The following is a 14,055-nucleotide window of genomic DNA, read 5'->3' on the forward strand; positions in this document are numbered from 1 at the left end:
TCATGGAAACCTTAAATATTACATTACTGATTATCGCGCTGGTGGTGGGTGGTCTTATTGTCAGCTATCTGGATGCCCGCTTTCACTGGCGTCTTGCTGACTGGCTGAACGGACGTTGCACCAATCCGTTTATCCCGGCACAACCCGCATCAGGCGTCACCAGAGCAGTGGAGCGTGACAGCGAAATAGCTGCACTGAAGGAACGGGTGGCAGCCCTCGAAGCGATTGTCACCGAGCCTGCGTATGATATTAAGCAGCAAATAGACCGGCTGCGTTAGCCACGTACTGACGATGCACGATGGGCACGACTGCCAGGGATCGGCAGCTTGCCCATGGCAACTGCATTGCCAACCAGCACAATAGCCACCCCCACAGCAGACAGTACGGTCCAAGTGTAGCCTTCAAAGAACGTGGAAATAGCCAGCGCTACGATGGGATATACCAGCACCACATAGGCCGCTTTATCGGCCCCCATTTGCATGACCAGTTTCATGTAGGCACCAAATGCGAGCACCGAGCCAACAATGCCCAGATAGCCAAGTGCCAGATAAAAGGAAACGTCGGTCGGCAGGGTAAATGACGCGCCCTGGATCAGGGCGGCAAGGTACAGAAAACCAATACCGTAGCTCATCGCATAAAAGTTCATCTGCACAACCGGCGTGCCAGAAGTGAGAATGCGTTCCGAAATCACATTGCCGATAGCGGCACACAAAAACGAGACCATGGCTATCGCCAGACCAATCGCCAGCGCACTGTCTACCCTGACTTTCGAGAATTCCGGAATAAAGATACAACAAATTCCTGCGGTACCAAGTGTTGCACCAACGACGACCTCAAGCCGCACAGGCTGCTTCAGCCAGAGCCGGCGAAGTACCACATTGAAGTAGATAATACAGGAGCTCATGAGCGCCAGCAGCGCACTAACAATATGTTGCTGAGCAACATACAGCAGGGTGTAGTCCAGGGTGTACAGCGCCAGCCCCACCGCTGCCATTTTGATATGAATATGCAGCGGCAGCCGCATCGGCAGGCGGCGGACAAGACAATAGAGCCCCAGCGTCACGGCCGCCAGGGTAAAGCGCCAGGCTACTGCAACCAGTTCAGGTGCGTGCCCGACCTGAAACGTAATCGCTATCCAGGTCGAGCCCCAGATCAGACAACAAATGCCAAACAACACCGCATTAGTCATGCTGCTGCGCCAGCCAGTCAGCCAGATTGCTGACTACCCCATCAAGTAAGCGCTGTCGCGATGCCCGTGCTACCCAGGCATTGTGAGGGGTAATGATCAGATTATCGTTGTCATACTGAAGCAGCGGGTGAGATGCCGGTGGCGGCTCCTGAGAAAGCACGTCCAGCGCGGCCCCGCCCAGAAGGCCATGATGCAGGGCATCGAGCAGCGCCGATTCATCAATCAGCCCGCCACGCGCCGTATTAATCAGTAAACAGCCGGACTTCATCAGCGCAAAGCGCTCTGCGTTCATCATCTGCGCAGTATCCTCGCTCAACTGGCAGTGCAGGCTGACAACATCGGCATCAGGCAGCAGGGCCTCCAGCGCCGGACGCGGATCATCACGTTTTCCGGGACGAGCCGCCACTGTCACCGTCATTCCCAGTGCCTGATAAAGCGCTGCGACACGCTGTCCAAGTGTGCCATAGCCGACAATCACCGCCTGCTTGCCGGCCAGTTCGGTGACCGGATGACCAAGCAGGCAAAAGTGTGGCGAGCTGCTCCATGCGCCGGCCTTCACATCGCGCCGGTAGGCGTCATAGCGGGCGGCAAGGTTAAGTAACAACATCAGGGTGTGCTGGGCAACCGCATCGGTGCCGTAGCCCGCGACATTCGTCACACTAACCCCGGCACGCCGGCACCAGGCAAGGTCAACGTTGTTCATGCCCGTTGCAGTAATACCAATATACCGGCAGCGCGGCGCCTGACGCAGTACCGCTTCAGTCAGCATCACTTTATTGGTAATGACGATGTCAGCATGGTTTATCCGGGCTGCAACCTCAGCAGGAGGCGTGTCGTCATAACAGGTCAGCGCAACCGGCAATGCGTAAAGAGAAGCCGTGTCCAGATCGTCCGGGTTCAGTGACCCCGCATCGAGAAACACGGCCTGCATTATAGTTCGGTGTCCGCGATGGTCGTCAGCGTGTCACGCAGCGCCGCAGGAATTTCCACCGCACGGTCGGTTTTGCGGTCAACAAACACATGCACAAATGTTCCGTGGGCAACGCGGCGGCGATCTTCACCGGCGAACACAGACAACCCATAGGTCACAGAGCTTCTGCCCATTTTCACCACCCGCAGGCCCACATAGATGATCTCCGGATAAGCGGCGGGCGCCACGTACTGGCATTGTGAACTGACCACATAGGCTACAACCTGTCCCTGATGAATATCGAGTTTGCCCTCTTCAATCAAAAAGCGATTCACCGCGGTATCGAAGAAGCTGTAATACACCACATTGTTGATATGGCCGTACGCGTCGTTATCTTCCCATCGCGTGGCAATCTCAACCGTGTAGGGATAATCTTTTAATGAAGGGATAAGTTCAGTCATAGCAATTACAGGTTAACAGCATTTAAAGGATGTCCAGCATACGCGTGTTTACTGAGGTTTTCTATGTCAGCAAACCCGCCTGATCAGCCATTCAGAATGACAAGATCGTCCCGGTGTACCACTTCGTCGCCATTGACATATCCCAGTATGTCGCGCACTTCACCGGATTTGTGCCCTTTGATCTGTGCCAGTTCGCGATCGTCGTACTGGGACAGCCCTTTGGCAATGACCTGCCCCTGATGCCGTATCTCAATCGCATCGCCCGATGTGAAGTGACCACTTACTGACACTACACCACCGGGCAAAAGTGATGCACCCTTTTGAGTCAGCGCCAGTTTTGCGCCGTCATCAATCTCAACGGCGCCGCGGGTTTTCAGCGTATGTGTCAGCCACAGTCGCCGGGCCCGGGTAGCAGAGCCGGTAGCGGAAAAGACCGTACCTTTCACCTCACCGGTTAACAGCGCATCAAAAACCTCACTGCGCCTGCCGTTGACGATCACTGTCTGAATACCGCTGTGGGTGCAGGTTTTCGCTGCCTCTATCTTGGTGCGCATACCACCTGTTCCCATCGCAGTGCCGGCGCCGCCGGCCAGTGCAAAGGTCTGGTCGCTGATTTCCGGTACATGAGGGATAAGTGTGGCGTTGGGATCCCGACGCGGATCGGCGGTGTAAAGACCATCAATGTCTGAACAGATAATCAGGGTATCGGCCTGCGCCACCAGCGCCGTGTAGGCGGCAAGATTGTCGTTATCGCCCACTTTCAGCTCGTCTACCGCGACGGTGTCATTTTCATTCACCACCGGCAGCGCCTGGTTGCTGAGCAACTCACGTAAGGTATTTTTGATGTTCACATAGCGTTTGCGGTCTCGCAAATCGTCAGACGTCAGCAGAATTTGTGCGCATGGAAAGTCAAAGAAGCGCTGCCAGTTTGCCATCATTTGCATTTGACCAATGGCGGCCATTGCCTGTTTCTCTGCTATTGAGGCGCGCTGTTTGTGAGCGATGGCACGCCGCCCGGCTGCCACACTGCCCGAGGAGACCACAATAATTTCTTTCCCCGCCTCGCGGCTGGCTGTGATAAACCGGGCAAGCGCCAACAGGTACGTGGCACTGCACGTTACTCCGTCAGGCGCAATAAGCGCACTGCCTACTTTAATAACGGCACGTTGCCATTCGATGGTTTGCATGAAGATACAGCAACAGACTATGGATGCTGGCTAGCATATTACAGCTTCTGCCTGAAACAAAAGGCAAATCACATGACAAACGCGCAATTAGCGCGGCTAAATCGACACGTTGATCATCGTCAAAACACCGCATATTTGCGGTCAATACTGGGCAATTTGCGCCCAAAACGCTGGAATTAACGTAATACCCAGCGATAGAATCGAAAACTTTATTACACTACTACAAGGACTGCCCATGACGATGCACAAACGCCGCTCCGGCTGGCTGGCCTCAGTCATTGCTTTACCGGTTGTCACCCTGATGGCGACACTGCCGGTTGCCAATGCCGCCATCAAGCAGACAAAAGGCGATTTTGAAGATAAATTCAGACAGCTCGATGAAGTACTGCCCACGCCCAATGTTTACCGCAATGCCGCCGGTGAGCCGGGTCATCAGTACTGGCAGCAGAAAGTGGATTACGATATTGATGTCACGCTGATTGAAGATACCCGTCGCATCGAAGCCAGTGAAACCATCACGTACCACAACAATTCGCCGGATACCCTGAAATACCTGTGGATCCAGCTGGACCAGAACAAATTCCGTGATGACTCAATGTCTGCCCTGACCACCACGTTTGGTGGCATCGGCAACCGCGGTCCTGCAACCCAGTCAGCCGATGGCGACAAGCCCGCCCGTTTAAGCATGGGTGCACTGCGCCGTCAGCAGTTTGTTGACGATCATGAACTCGGTTACACCATTTCCCGCGTTGAAGACGCCAGTGGTAACGATTTGCATCATGTGATTGTCGGCACCCTCATGCGTGTAGACCTGGCCAAAGCGCTGAAGCCGGGTGACAAGGTTACCTTCGATATCGACTTCGCCTTTAACATTGTTGAAGAAGACGCCGTATCCGCCCGCGCAGGCTACGAGCACTTCCCGGACGACGAGCGCGAAGGCGGTAACGACATTTTCCTGCTGGCACAATGGTTCCCACGCCTTGCAGCCTATACCGACTATGAAGCCTGGACTAACAAAGAGTTTATTGGTCGCGGTGAATTCACACTGGAATTCGGTGACTATGACGTAGAAATCACCGTACCGGCTGATCACATCGTGTCGGCGACCGGTGTGCTGCAAAACCCGAAAAAAGTGCTGACCTCAGAGCAGCGTAAGCGACTTGAGAAAGCCAGGACCGCTGACCGCACCGTCTTTATCGTTACGCCGGAAGAAGCCCTGGAAAACGAAAAAGACGGCACTGACAAGGTTAAAACCTGGCACTTTAAAGCCGACAATGTGCGCGACTTTGCCTGGGCGTCTTCACGTAAATTTATGTGGGATGCTCGCGGTTACCAGCAGGGCGGTGATGTACAGCCACTGGTAATGGCGATGTCGTTCTACCCGAAAGAAGGCGGTGATCTGTGGAAGAAGTATTCAACGGAAGCCATCATCCACACCATGGATGTCTACAGCCGTTTCAGTTTTGACTATCCGTACCCGGTGGCACAGTCGGTCAATGGTCCGGTTGGCGGCATGGAATACCCAATGATTACCTTCAACGGTCCGCGTACTGAGCTGCGTGATGACGGTACCCGCACCTATTCACTGGCCGAAAAACGCTTCCTGATTGGCGTGGTTATTCACGAAGTGGGTCACATCTATTTCCCCATGACGGTTAACTCTGATGAGCGTCAGTGGACCTGGATGGACGAGGGTCTGAACAGCTTCCTGGACGGCGTTGCCGGTCGTGAGTGGGATCCAAACATCCCGTGGGGTGTTGAGCCACGCGATGTAGTTGGCTACATGAAGTCACAAACTCAGGTGCCGGTAATGACACAGTCAGACTCGGTGCTGCGTCTGGGTCCCAATGCCTACACCAAACCGGCTGTAGCGCTGAACATCCTGCGCGAAACCATTCTGGGTCGCGAGCTGTTCGACTTTGCGTTTAAAGAGTACGCACAGCGCTGGATGTTTAAGCGTCCTACGCCGTCAGATTTCTTCCGTACCATGGAAGAAGCATCGGGTGTTGATCTGGACTGGTTCTGGCGTGGCTGGTTCTACACCACAGACCATGTTGATATCAGCATCGACCGTGTTTACAAGCTGCGACTGAATACAGAAGATCCGGACATTGACTTTGCCCGAGAGCGCCAGGCTGAACAGGAAAAACCGCAGTCTCTGACCGTCATTCGCAACCGTGAAGAAGGGCGTAAACTGTGGGTAGAGCGCTTTGAGGACATCAAAGACTTCTACGACGAGAACGACCGCTACACCGTGACCAACAAAGAGCGCAACAAGTACCGCAGCTTCCTCGACAAGCTTGAGCCGTGGGAACGTAAAGCCTTTGAGCGTGCTGTACGTGAAGATAAAAACTATTACGTCATGGACTTCTCAAACAAGGGCGGTCTGGTCATGCCCATTATCCTTGAACTGGAATTCAAGGACGGCAGCAAGCGAGAAATGCGCATCCCGGCAGAGATCTGGCGTCGTACGCCGAAGGCAGTCAGTAAGCTGATTGTGACCGAAAAAGACGAGGAGCTGGTCAGCGTCACGGTTGATCCGCACTGGGAAACGGCCGATGTTGACGTGGAAAACAACCATTATCCTCGTCAGATCATTCCTTCGCGTATCGAAGCTTACAAGTCGAAGAAGCGTGACAGCTATGAGTATCGTGACATCATGCACGATGTAAAAACCAAGCTGAAAACCGATGATGAGGACAACGATGACGACAATAAATAATCGTCATTCGCGGATGTGTCAGTGGGGCCTGGCGGCCCTGCTGTTCATCGCATCCGGTGTTGCTCAGGCACATCAGATTAAAGCAGCGATTACTACGGTGCTGTTTAACCCGCGCACCGAAAATATTGAGGTAATGCACCGCTTTAACCTGCATGATGCTGAGCATGCGGTAAAAGCACTGTTCGAAAAGTCCGCCGACATTCTGGAAGACAACGCCACTCAACAGGCCTTTGCCGACTATGTGGCGACACATTTTGCTATTCTGGATGCCAGCGATGAGCCGCTGTCGCTCAAGCCCGTAGGGTTTGAAAGTGAGGGTAAATTTTTCTGGGTGTACCAGGAAACCGAGCAGCCGCCGGCGCTGGACGGCCTGAAAATTCGTCATGATGCACTGCGCGACCTGTGGCCGACGCAGGTGAACACCCTGAATGTAGAAGGTAACGGTCCACTGAAGACACTCACCTTCACGGACAATGTCACCCTGCTGGAAGTGTCATTCGACGGCGCCCACCACTAATCATGCCTATCATGACGGCCTGCTCAGGCCGTCGTGTTGCCTACCACCTAAGTCTTATCTTAAATCCGTTGATTTGCACCGCGGCTGACGACACACTATTCACGGAATTATCAATAACGGGATCCCGGCATGAGCGAAAACACCAGCAATAACGCATTTGCCAACAAGAAAAACATCATGTGGGTGCTGCTGAGCGGCGCCATGGCGCTCACCTTTGTCGTAATGCTGTTCTTACCTGACAGCGGTACGGGCTCCGGCACGCTGTCAATGTATGCTGCAATGCTGTGGTGCGGCCTGTTCGGCGCCGCCTGCGCGCGCTATGCCGGTAAAAGTGGCTGGTTCGGCTTTCTCACCGGCAGTGTAGCGGGCATGGTGATCCAGATTGGCTCGCAACTGGTTTAAGAAGCAGGTCCACACCACCGGCAACGGGGATGTCAAAAAAATCTACCGGTAAAACTGTACCTTCAGGTCGTCTCGTTCGTGCCGGCCGTCTCGGCGCAATGGCGGGACGCGTAGCCACCAGCATGCTGACAGAGGGCGCCGGGCAATGGCTCAAAGGCAAGCGCCCGTCATGGTCATCACTACTGCTGACACCCGCCAACCTGTCGCGCATTACCGAGCAGCTTGCCACCATGCGGGGCGCCGCCATGAAACTGGGGCAACTGATCTCCATGGACAGTGGCGACTTTCTGCCAGAAGAGCTCAGCACCATTTTAGGCCGGCTGCGCGAAGACGCCCACCCGATGCCACGAGAGCAGTTGCAAGCTGTGCTGGATGACGCATGGGGAGCCGGCTGGCAGGACAACCTGCTGTATTTTTCCTTTGCGCCCATTGCGGCGGCGTCCATTGGTCAGGTGCACAAAGCGATTACAATGGACGGTGAAACTCTGGCCATCAAAGTGCAGTATCCGGGCGTACGGGACAGCATCAGCAGCGACGTTGATAATGTCGCAACGCTTATCCGGCTGAGCGGGCTTGTGCCCGGCCGGGTCGATTTGGCCCCCTTACTCGGTGAAGCCAAAACCCAGCTGGAGCAGGAAGCGGATTACCTGCGTGAGGCCGCGATGCTGCGCCGTTATCAGGCCCTTATCGACGATGAACCCTCACTGGTGATGCCCGATGTGTATGACACACTGACGACCGATACCGTGCTGGCCATGCGCTTTTTGAAAAGTGAACCACTGGATGTACTGCAGGGACTTCCCCAGGCAGACCGTGATAGCCTGATGAGCACGCTGATGCGGCTGTTCTTTAAAGAAGTGTTCGATGCCGGGCTGATTCAGAGCGATCCGAATCTGGCCAATTACCGGCTGGACACTGAGAACACCCGTATTGCACTGCTTGATTTTGGCGCAACCCGGGAGCTCAGCAATACTATCAGTAACGGCTACCGGGAACTGCTGAACGCAGCCGCCACAAGCGATCGTGAACGTATGCGTTCAGCAGCACTGGCAATTGGCCTGATCCATGATGAGCACAGTGAGGCCCAACAGGAAGCCGTGCTTGATATTGGTATGCTGGCCTGCGAGTCAATCCGGCAGGAGGGCGTCTATGATTTTGGTCAAAGCACGCTGATTTCCCGGCTGCAGCCCATGGGCATGGCGCTAACCTTTGACCTCGACTTCTGGCACACGCCACCTGCCGATGCGTTGTTTATTCACCGTAAACTGGGCGGGCTTTTTCTGTTAGCCAAACGTTTCCGGGCACGGATTAATATGCGGGACACAGCGCGCCCCTGGCTCGACCAGACCTAAAACCGAGCGCGGTGTGCAAGGCCACCGACGGCGCGCAACAGCGCCTCGCTTAGTACGGCAAATCCATGGTGAAAGGCAGGGCCATCTGCTCTTTGCTTTTTGGCGGGTTACCAATCATCTCATCATACGGTGAGTCATGTTTCATCACCGCTTTATCAACCTGACAGTGTGCAAACACTTCCCGTATCTGACCGGTACTGTTAAAGCGCTTTGGCACATATTTTTTTCTGTCGTAGACCATCCCGCTTTTGCCACCGGATGACAGGTAAACCAGATAAACATTCATTTCATAAGACTGCACTTCGAGGTATTCGATGTGCATTGACAACTCAGTGACGTCGTCAAAGTAGAACTTATGCATTGACTTACAACCCGTGCTGTTTGACTGCACTAGTTACGCGACGGGGTTGCCCCTGGTTCACTCTCTGCACCAGGCTCTTCCGGCAGCAGTAATGCCTTGGACGGAAACGCCTGACGAACCGCCAGCGTCAGAAAAATCAGGCTGATAACACTGGCCACCGCCAGCGTAAGTACGATGTTTTTCTCAAAGCCGGCAGTAAGAAACAAAACGGGCATCGACAGCAGCCGCGGCGCCTCCAGTGCGATAGCCAGTTTCACCTGCTGCAGAATCAGCCCGGTCTGGACAGCCGTGACCAGGATAGCAACGGATAATATGGCCTGTGATACCCCCGATAATTCAGCCTGGCGGACCAGCAGATACAGTGTCATCCCCAGCAGGCCAATATGTTGTATCAGACAATAACGCGACAACCAGGGTGACAGCTTCGGGTCAAAGCGGGTAAATTCGGAAAGCGGACGTTTGTTCAGCGGAAACTTTTCGGTCACATCAGCGGGGCGCCATCCTGTACGTCCAAACCAGACCTTAAACTTATCTTTCCAGGACGCCGTGTGATAACTGTCTTTGGCCAACTGAGAGTAGACCTGCAGATTTGCCCACACCGGATTAAAGCTCTTCAGTGCCCCGCGAATCCCAAACACCACAGGCTCTTCATCCAGCTCGGGCATAAACGTACCAAACAAGCGATCCCAGATGATGAAAACCCCACCGTAATTTTTATCAATGTAAACGCGGTTTTGCGCATGGTGAACCCGGTGGTTCGACGGCGTAACAAAAATTGCCTCCATCCAGCCCAGCGTTTTGATATGGCGGGTGTGTACCCAGAACTGATAAACCAGATTAAGCGCGGCCACCGTAACCAGCATTACAGGCTCAACCCCCATCACGGCCATGGGCAGGAAGAAGATCCAGGTGAACACAGCCCCGCTGGTCTGGCGCAGTGCGGTGGTCAGGTTGTAGTCTTCGCTGGAATGATGCACGACGTGTGATGCCCACAGGACACTCATCTCGTGACCCATACGGTGTTTCCAGTAGTAAAAGAAGTCATAGATGATGAACGCCCCAACCCACACCCACGGGCTTTCAGGCAGGGTAAACATCGCCAGCTTGTCGTACACCAGCGCGTAAAACGTAAAAGGAATGAGCTGATGCACGATAGTCATCAGGCGGGACAGAATACCGATGTTCAGACTGGTAATCGCATCATTAGTGCGATAGTAGCCGGTTCCTTTGCGCCAGTCAGTCAGCAATTCCAGTGCAATCAGCACCAGAAAAATCGGAATTGCATACAAAATGACTTCCATGGGGTGTTCCAACAATTAACAGATGATTAACAACCCGTACAAATAGCACAATTTGCGCACTGAAGAAATGGTTATGCGCAATCTGTTTGTTGCTGCGAAGCGATCAGAACCAGAGGCCAGTGCGTAACCATGACGTGACACCGGCAGGTTATTTACTGCTACATCAATGCACTAAGTACTATTGAAATTGCGGATAAAGGTGTTATCTCTGATAGTATTAAAGTCATGCGGTTAGACAGACAGGTTAAACATTATGAGCGAAGCGCCGGAAAAGAAATCATTAACTCCTCACATCATCATTATTGCTGCCATTGTTGTGGTGATTGTGGCAGTGGTTATGTGGCCGGAAGAAGAACCTGCGCCGCCGCAGCCTGTTCAGCCCGCTGTGGAAGAAACGGTAATTGAAGAACCGGCGATGACTGAACCGGAAGAATTCCAGCCTGCACCGACCCCGGAGGCCGTTGAGATTGATCCTGCTGCAGAGCCTGAACCCATGCCCGAGCCGATGCCGGAACCAGAGCCTGAGCCATTGGATATCAGTGATACCGCAGTTAAGGCAGCGCTGACAGATATCTCTGGCGCCAGTCAGGAGGTAAACCGTATTCTGGTCAATGACGGCCTGCTACAGCGCTTTGTTGTCACGGTAACCAATCTGGCGAACGATGAAATTGCGCCTAATCATCGCCTGGTGACACCTCCTGACCAGTCATTCCGGGTTTACACCCAGGCAGGGAAACAGTGGATTGATGCAGCCAGTTACAAGCGTTATACACCTTACGTAGACATGCTGGAGTCCTTTGACAACAAAGCACTGCTTGACGTGTACGCAACCTACCGCACGGACATTCAGCAAAAGTATGCAGAAATTGGCGATCCGGATCGTCCGTTTGAACGTGTCATGGTTGACGCCATTAATCAGCTGCTCGATACGCCGGAGGTTCCTGTGCCGGTAGAGGTGTATACCGACTCGGTAACCTACAAGTACGCCGACAGCCGCCTTGAAAACCTGAGCGGCCCGCAGAAACAGTTACTGCGCACCGGCCCGGACAACATGCGCCGAATCAAAGCCAAGCTGCGCGAGTTAAAAGCCCTGCTCGAAGCCGATGGATCTGAATAAACTCAGCCAGCAACTAAGCGGCACCGCCCAGTCGGCGTTACCGCCGGTGGAAAAATGGGATCCGCCGTTTTGTGGCGACCTCAATATGGAGATTGCCCTGGATGGCCGCTGGTACTATGAAAATTCTCCGATTGGCCGCGCCTCGCTGGTAAGGCTTTTCTCCACTGTACTAAAAAAAGAAGGCGACAAGTATTTTCTGGTAACACCGGTCGAGAAAGTCGGCCTGCGTGTTGCCGATGTGCCGTTTGTGTTTACTGACTGGCGACGTGAAGGTGACACCCTTACTTTTACCACTCAGACCGGCGATGAAGTGGTTCTGACCGACACCGACCAGTTCACCCTCAGACCACCGCCGGCCGACCTGGCTGACGAGGATGCCACACCCATTCCGTATATCCGAGTCCGGCGTAATTTGTGGGGCAGGCTTAATCAGAGCGCCTACTACCGCCTGATTGATGCCGCAACGCAGCATGAATCGGCGTCAGGTGACATCTCGCTGAGTATCGACAGCGCTGGCACGACATTTACGGTAGGCCGGTTGTCAGCCTGATCTTTCCGACCACTTCCCCGGTCACCGCGGCAAACAACCTTTGCTAAGCCTGCTGTCCTGCCCTACAGTAATTGTTCGTCGACTACGCAGGAAAACACACAATGAGAATAACTACCCTCGCGGCCCTGACCTTTTCAGCCCTGGTCAGCACACAGGCTGCTGCTGCGACACTCATCCATGCCGGTAACTTATTCACCGGAAAAGACGACACCCTCGAAAGCAAAATGACCGTGGTTGTCGAAGGCAATACCATTACCCGTATCCAGTCAGGCTATATGACGCCTGGCAGTGACGACACCGTTATCGACCTGAAAAATGCCACGGTGATGCCAGGGCTGATGGACATGCATGTGCATTTGTCCTACCAGCAGGGCGGCACCAAATCCTACATGGAACGCTATTCGCTGAATGAAGCAGACATGGCTATCCGCGCAGCCTATTATGCCGAGAAAACCCTGAATGCCGGTTTCACCACAGTCAGAAACTTAGGTGATAATTTTTACGAGACCCTTGCCCTGCGTGATGCGATAGCCCGCGGCTTTGCAGTTGGTCCCCGTATTTATACCGCAGGCAAATCCATTGCTACCACTGGTGGCCATGCCGATCCCAGCAACGGCCTGTCGCACCTGTTGCGCCCGCAGGTAGATCCGCGCGGCGGTGTGGTAAATGGCCCGATTGAAGCCCGTGAGGCTATCCGCTCACGCTATCAGGAAGGCGTGGATGTGATTAAAATCACGGCTACCGGAGGGGTCCTGAGCGTCGCCAAAAGTGGCCAGAACCCACAGTTTATGGACGATGAGCTGACCGCGATTGTGGATACCGCCAATGATTATGGCCTGACCGTTGCCGTGCACGCCCATGGCAAAGAAGGGATGAAACGCGCGATCGAAGCGGGTGTCGACTCCATCGAGCATGGCACCTATATGGACGAGGACATCATGGCACTGATGAAGCAGCATGGTACCTACTATGTCCCCACCATCATGGCCGGTGAGTTTGTTGCCGAGAAGGCAAAAATTGACGGCTACTTCCCAGAGGTTGTCAGACCGAAAGCGGCGCAAATTGGCCCTTTGATCCAGCAGACCTTTGCCCGTGCCCATCAGGCTGGGGTCAACATCGCGTTTGGTACCGACAGCGGTGTATCGGCCCATGGTGACAATGCACGCGAATTTGAACTGATGGTGGAAGCGGGAATGCCTGCTGCAGACGCGCTTAAAAGCGCAATGGTCAATACCGCACGCTTGCTGCATATTGACGATAAGCTGGGCACGCTCGAACCGGGCAAGCTGGCAGACATTGTTGCTGTACAAGGCAACCCGCTTGAAGACATCAGCGTAATGAAGTCGGTCCGCTTTGTCATGAAAGATGGCCAGGTGTTTAAAGCACAGTAGCCTGTGTCCCTCCGCAAAAAGCTGACGCGTTCCACCAGGCGGTGGGTCGCGTCAGATCACATGCTCTCTGGCCTCACGCTGGCCTCATTTCTTGAATCGACGATTGTCCCGGTTCCCCTTGAAGCCGTCCTTATCCCGTTAATGCAGGCTCGCCGGGATGTGCTGTGGCAACTCGCGCTAATGGCAACACTCGGGTGCCTGCTGGGGGCGGTTTTTGGCTATGCGTTTGGCTAGTACCTGTTTGATCTTGTTGGTGACTGGCTGATAAGCACGTTTTTCTCTGACGCACAGTATGAACAGGTCAGGCACAGCATGGAAACCCAGGGCTTTTGGTTTGTCATCACGCTGGGTATTGCCCCCATTCCGTTTCAGGTGGCTATGCTGGCAGCCGGCGCCACAAAATATTCCCTTGGTTTGTTTGTTATCGCCACGGTCATCGCGCGTGCAATTTGTTATTTCGGGCTGGCGCTGGTGGTCTGGCTGGCGGGTAATCGCGCAGAAGCACTGATAAAACGTTATCGTAGCCGCGTCGTATTTGCTGTGACCGCGCTGGTTGTGATGTTGTGGTGGCTGAGTAATATGTTGACCATCTAGC

At 54.1% G+C, this 14,055-nt stretch carries 14 protein-coding genes and 1 pseudogene; 9 read left to right on the top strand and 6 right to left on the bottom strand.

Annotation, left to right across the window (positions count from 1 at the left end):
- Nucleotides 1-2: 2 nt before the first annotated feature.
- Nucleotides 3-278, top strand: a complete 276-nt coding sequence (locus tag AB1N33_RS06625) for a hypothetical protein (protein WP_411270759.1) — start codon at nt 3-5, stop codon at nt 276-278.
- Here the strand turns inward: AB1N33_RS06625 and AB1N33_RS06630 are convergent.
- From AB1N33_RS06630 to proB, 4 genes are all read right to left on the bottom strand, one after another.
- Nucleotides 275-1,189, bottom strand: a complete 915-nt coding sequence (locus tag AB1N33_RS06630; RefSeq protein ID WP_411270760.1) for a DMT family transporter — start codon at nt 1,187-1,189, stop codon at nt 275-277. The genes AB1N33_RS06625 and AB1N33_RS06630 overlap by 4 nt on opposite strands.
- Entirely contained in the window at nt 1,182-2,120 is a 939-nt protein-coding gene (locus tag AB1N33_RS06635) for a D-2-hydroxyacid dehydrogenase (protein WP_411270761.1), read from the bottom strand. Before AB1N33_RS06635 ends, AB1N33_RS06630 begins: the two co-directional genes overlap by 8 nt.
- Nucleotides 2,120-2,560 (bottom strand): acyl-CoA thioesterase, encoded by a 441-nt coding sequence (locus tag AB1N33_RS06640; RefSeq protein WP_411270762.1) that lies wholly within the window; start codon nt 2,558-2,560, stop codon nt 2,120-2,122. The genes AB1N33_RS06635 and AB1N33_RS06640 overlap by 1 nt, the downstream gene beginning before the upstream one ends.
- 83 nt (nt 2,561-2,643) lie before the next feature.
- A complete protein-coding gene (proB, locus tag AB1N33_RS06645) occupies nt 2,644-3,747 on the bottom strand; it encodes a glutamate 5-kinase (RefSeq protein ID WP_411270763.1) in 1,104 nt (367 codons plus the stop codon).
- Nucleotides 3,748-4,048: 301 nt separating this feature from the next.
- Between proB and AB1N33_RS06650 the strand changes: the two genes are divergently transcribed.
- The 4 genes from AB1N33_RS06650 to AB1N33_RS06665 all read left to right on the top strand — a co-directional run bounded on the left by AB1N33_RS06650 (nt 4,049) and on the right by AB1N33_RS06665 (nt 8,740).
- Complete coding sequence (locus AB1N33_RS06650; protein WP_411270839.1) at nt 4,049-6,469, top strand: M1 family metallopeptidase; 2,421 nt, start codon at nt 4,049-4,051, stop codon at nt 6,467-6,469.
- A 13-nt stretch (nt 6,470-6,482) separates the two neighbouring features.
- Nucleotides 6,483-6,986, top strand: coding sequence for a DUF6702 family protein (locus AB1N33_RS06655; RefSeq protein WP_411270840.1), 504 nt, complete (start codon nt 6,483-6,485; stop codon nt 6,984-6,986).
- A gap of 129 nt (nt 6,987-7,115) precedes the next feature.
- Nucleotides 7,116-7,388 (top strand): hypothetical protein, encoded by a 273-nt coding sequence (locus AB1N33_RS06660; protein WP_411270764.1) that lies wholly within the window; start codon nt 7,116-7,118, stop codon nt 7,386-7,388.
- 29 nt (nt 7,389-7,417) lie between these two features.
- Nucleotides 7,418-8,740, top strand: a complete 1,323-nt coding sequence (locus AB1N33_RS06665) for an ABC1 kinase family protein (protein WP_411270765.1) — start codon at nt 7,418-7,420, stop codon at nt 8,738-8,740.
- A 49-nt stretch (nt 8,741-8,789) separates the two neighbouring features.
- Here AB1N33_RS06665 and AB1N33_RS06670 read toward each other — a convergent pair whose 3' ends face one another.
- Together AB1N33_RS06670 and AB1N33_RS06675 are read right to left on the bottom strand one after the other, a co-directional pair.
- On the bottom strand, nt 8,790-9,101 hold the full coding sequence (locus AB1N33_RS06670) for a DUF6482 family protein (protein WP_411270766.1): 312 nt from the start codon (nt 9,099-9,101) through the stop codon (nt 8,790-8,792).
- A 29-nt stretch (nt 9,102-9,130) separates the two neighbouring features.
- Nucleotides 9,131-10,402: a sterol desaturase family protein gene (locus AB1N33_RS06675; RefSeq protein ID WP_411270767.1), complete on the bottom strand. Its 1,272-nt coding sequence runs from the start codon at nt 10,400-10,402 to the stop codon at nt 9,131-9,133.
- 253 nt (nt 10,403-10,655) lie between these two features.
- On the opposite strand from AB1N33_RS06675, the gene AB1N33_RS06680 reads away from it, so the two are divergent.
- The 4 genes and pseudogenes from AB1N33_RS06680 (at nt 10,656) to AB1N33_RS06695 (ending at nt 14,054) form a co-directional block, all read left to right on the top strand.
- The gene (locus tag AB1N33_RS06680) at nt 10,656-11,519 is read left to right on the top strand and encodes a DUF3014 domain-containing protein (protein WP_411270768.1); all 864 of its coding nucleotides are present in this window, start codon (nt 10,656-10,658) and stop codon (nt 11,517-11,519) included.
- Nucleotides 11,506-12,069, top strand: coding sequence for a DUF1285 domain-containing protein (locus tag AB1N33_RS06685; protein ID WP_411270769.1), 564 nt, complete (start codon nt 11,506-11,508; stop codon nt 12,067-12,069). The genes AB1N33_RS06680 and AB1N33_RS06685 overlap by 14 nt, the downstream gene beginning before the upstream one ends.
- Before the next feature lie 101 nt (nt 12,070-12,170).
- Nucleotides 12,171-13,460, top strand: a complete 1,290-nt coding sequence (locus tag AB1N33_RS06690) for a metal-dependent hydrolase family protein (RefSeq protein WP_411270770.1) — start codon at nt 12,171-12,173, stop codon at nt 13,458-13,460.
- A gap of 3 nt (nt 13,461-13,463) precedes the next feature.
- Nucleotides 13,464-14,054: pseudogene (locus AB1N33_RS06695) on the top strand (YqaA family protein).
- The last annotated feature ends 1 nt before the right edge of the window (nt 14,055 follow it).

The sequence above is a fragment of the Alteromonas nitratireducens genome (assembly GCF_040812025.1).
In the GTDB taxonomy this organism is placed as follows: domain Bacteria; phylum Pseudomonadota; class Gammaproteobacteria; order Enterobacterales; family Alteromonadaceae; genus Alteromonas; species Alteromonas nitratireducens.

Bases quoted from the DNA above. Each gene is read 5' to 3' on its own strand.
- AB1N33_RS06640 (WP_411270762.1), bottom strand. From the start codon at position 2,560: ATGACTGAACTTATCCCTTCATTAAAAGATTATCCCTACACGGTTGAG.
- AB1N33_RS06665 (WP_411270765.1), top strand. From the start codon at position 7,418: ATGTCAAAAAAATCTACCGGTAAAACTGTACCTTCAGGTCGTCTCGTT.
- AB1N33_RS06625 (WP_411270759.1), top strand. From the start codon at position 3: ATGGAAACCTTAAATATTACATTACTGATTATCGCGCTGGTGGTGGGT.
- AB1N33_RS06630 (WP_411270760.1), bottom strand. From the start codon at position 1,189: ATGACTAATGCGGTGTTGTTTGGCATTTGTTGTCTGATCTGGGGCTCG.
- AB1N33_RS06680 (WP_411270768.1), top strand. From the start codon at position 10,656: ATGAGCGAAGCGCCGGAAAAGAAATCATTAACTCCTCACATCATCATT.
- AB1N33_RS06690 (WP_411270770.1), top strand. From the start codon at position 12,171: ATGAGAATAACTACCCTCGCGGCCCTGACCTTTTCAGCCCTGGTCAGC.
- AB1N33_RS06670 (WP_411270766.1), bottom strand. From the start codon at position 9,101: ATGCATAAGTTCTACTTTGACGACGTCACTGAGTTGTCAATGCACATC.
- proB (WP_411270763.1), bottom strand. From the start codon at position 3,747: ATGCAAACCATCGAATGGCAACGTGCCGTTATTAAAGTAGGCAGTGCG.
- AB1N33_RS06660 (WP_411270764.1), top strand. From the start codon at position 7,116: ATGAGCGAAAACACCAGCAATAACGCATTTGCCAACAAGAAAAACATC.
- AB1N33_RS06650 (WP_411270839.1), top strand. From the start codon at position 4,049: ATGGCGACACTGCCGGTTGCCAATGCCGCCATCAAGCAGACAAAAGGC.
- AB1N33_RS06685 (WP_411270769.1), top strand. From the start codon at position 11,506: ATGGATCTGAATAAACTCAGCCAGCAACTAAGCGGCACCGCCCAGTCG.
- AB1N33_RS06675 (WP_411270767.1), bottom strand. From the start codon at position 10,402: ATGGAAGTCATTTTGTATGCAATTCCGATTTTTCTGGTGCTGATTGCA.
- AB1N33_RS06635 (WP_411270761.1), bottom strand. From the start codon at position 2,120: ATGCAGGCCGTGTTTCTCGATGCGGGGTCACTGAACCCGGACGATCTG.
- AB1N33_RS06655 (WP_411270840.1), top strand. From the start codon at position 6,483: ATGTGTCAGTGGGGCCTGGCGGCCCTGCTGTTCATCGCATCCGGTGTT.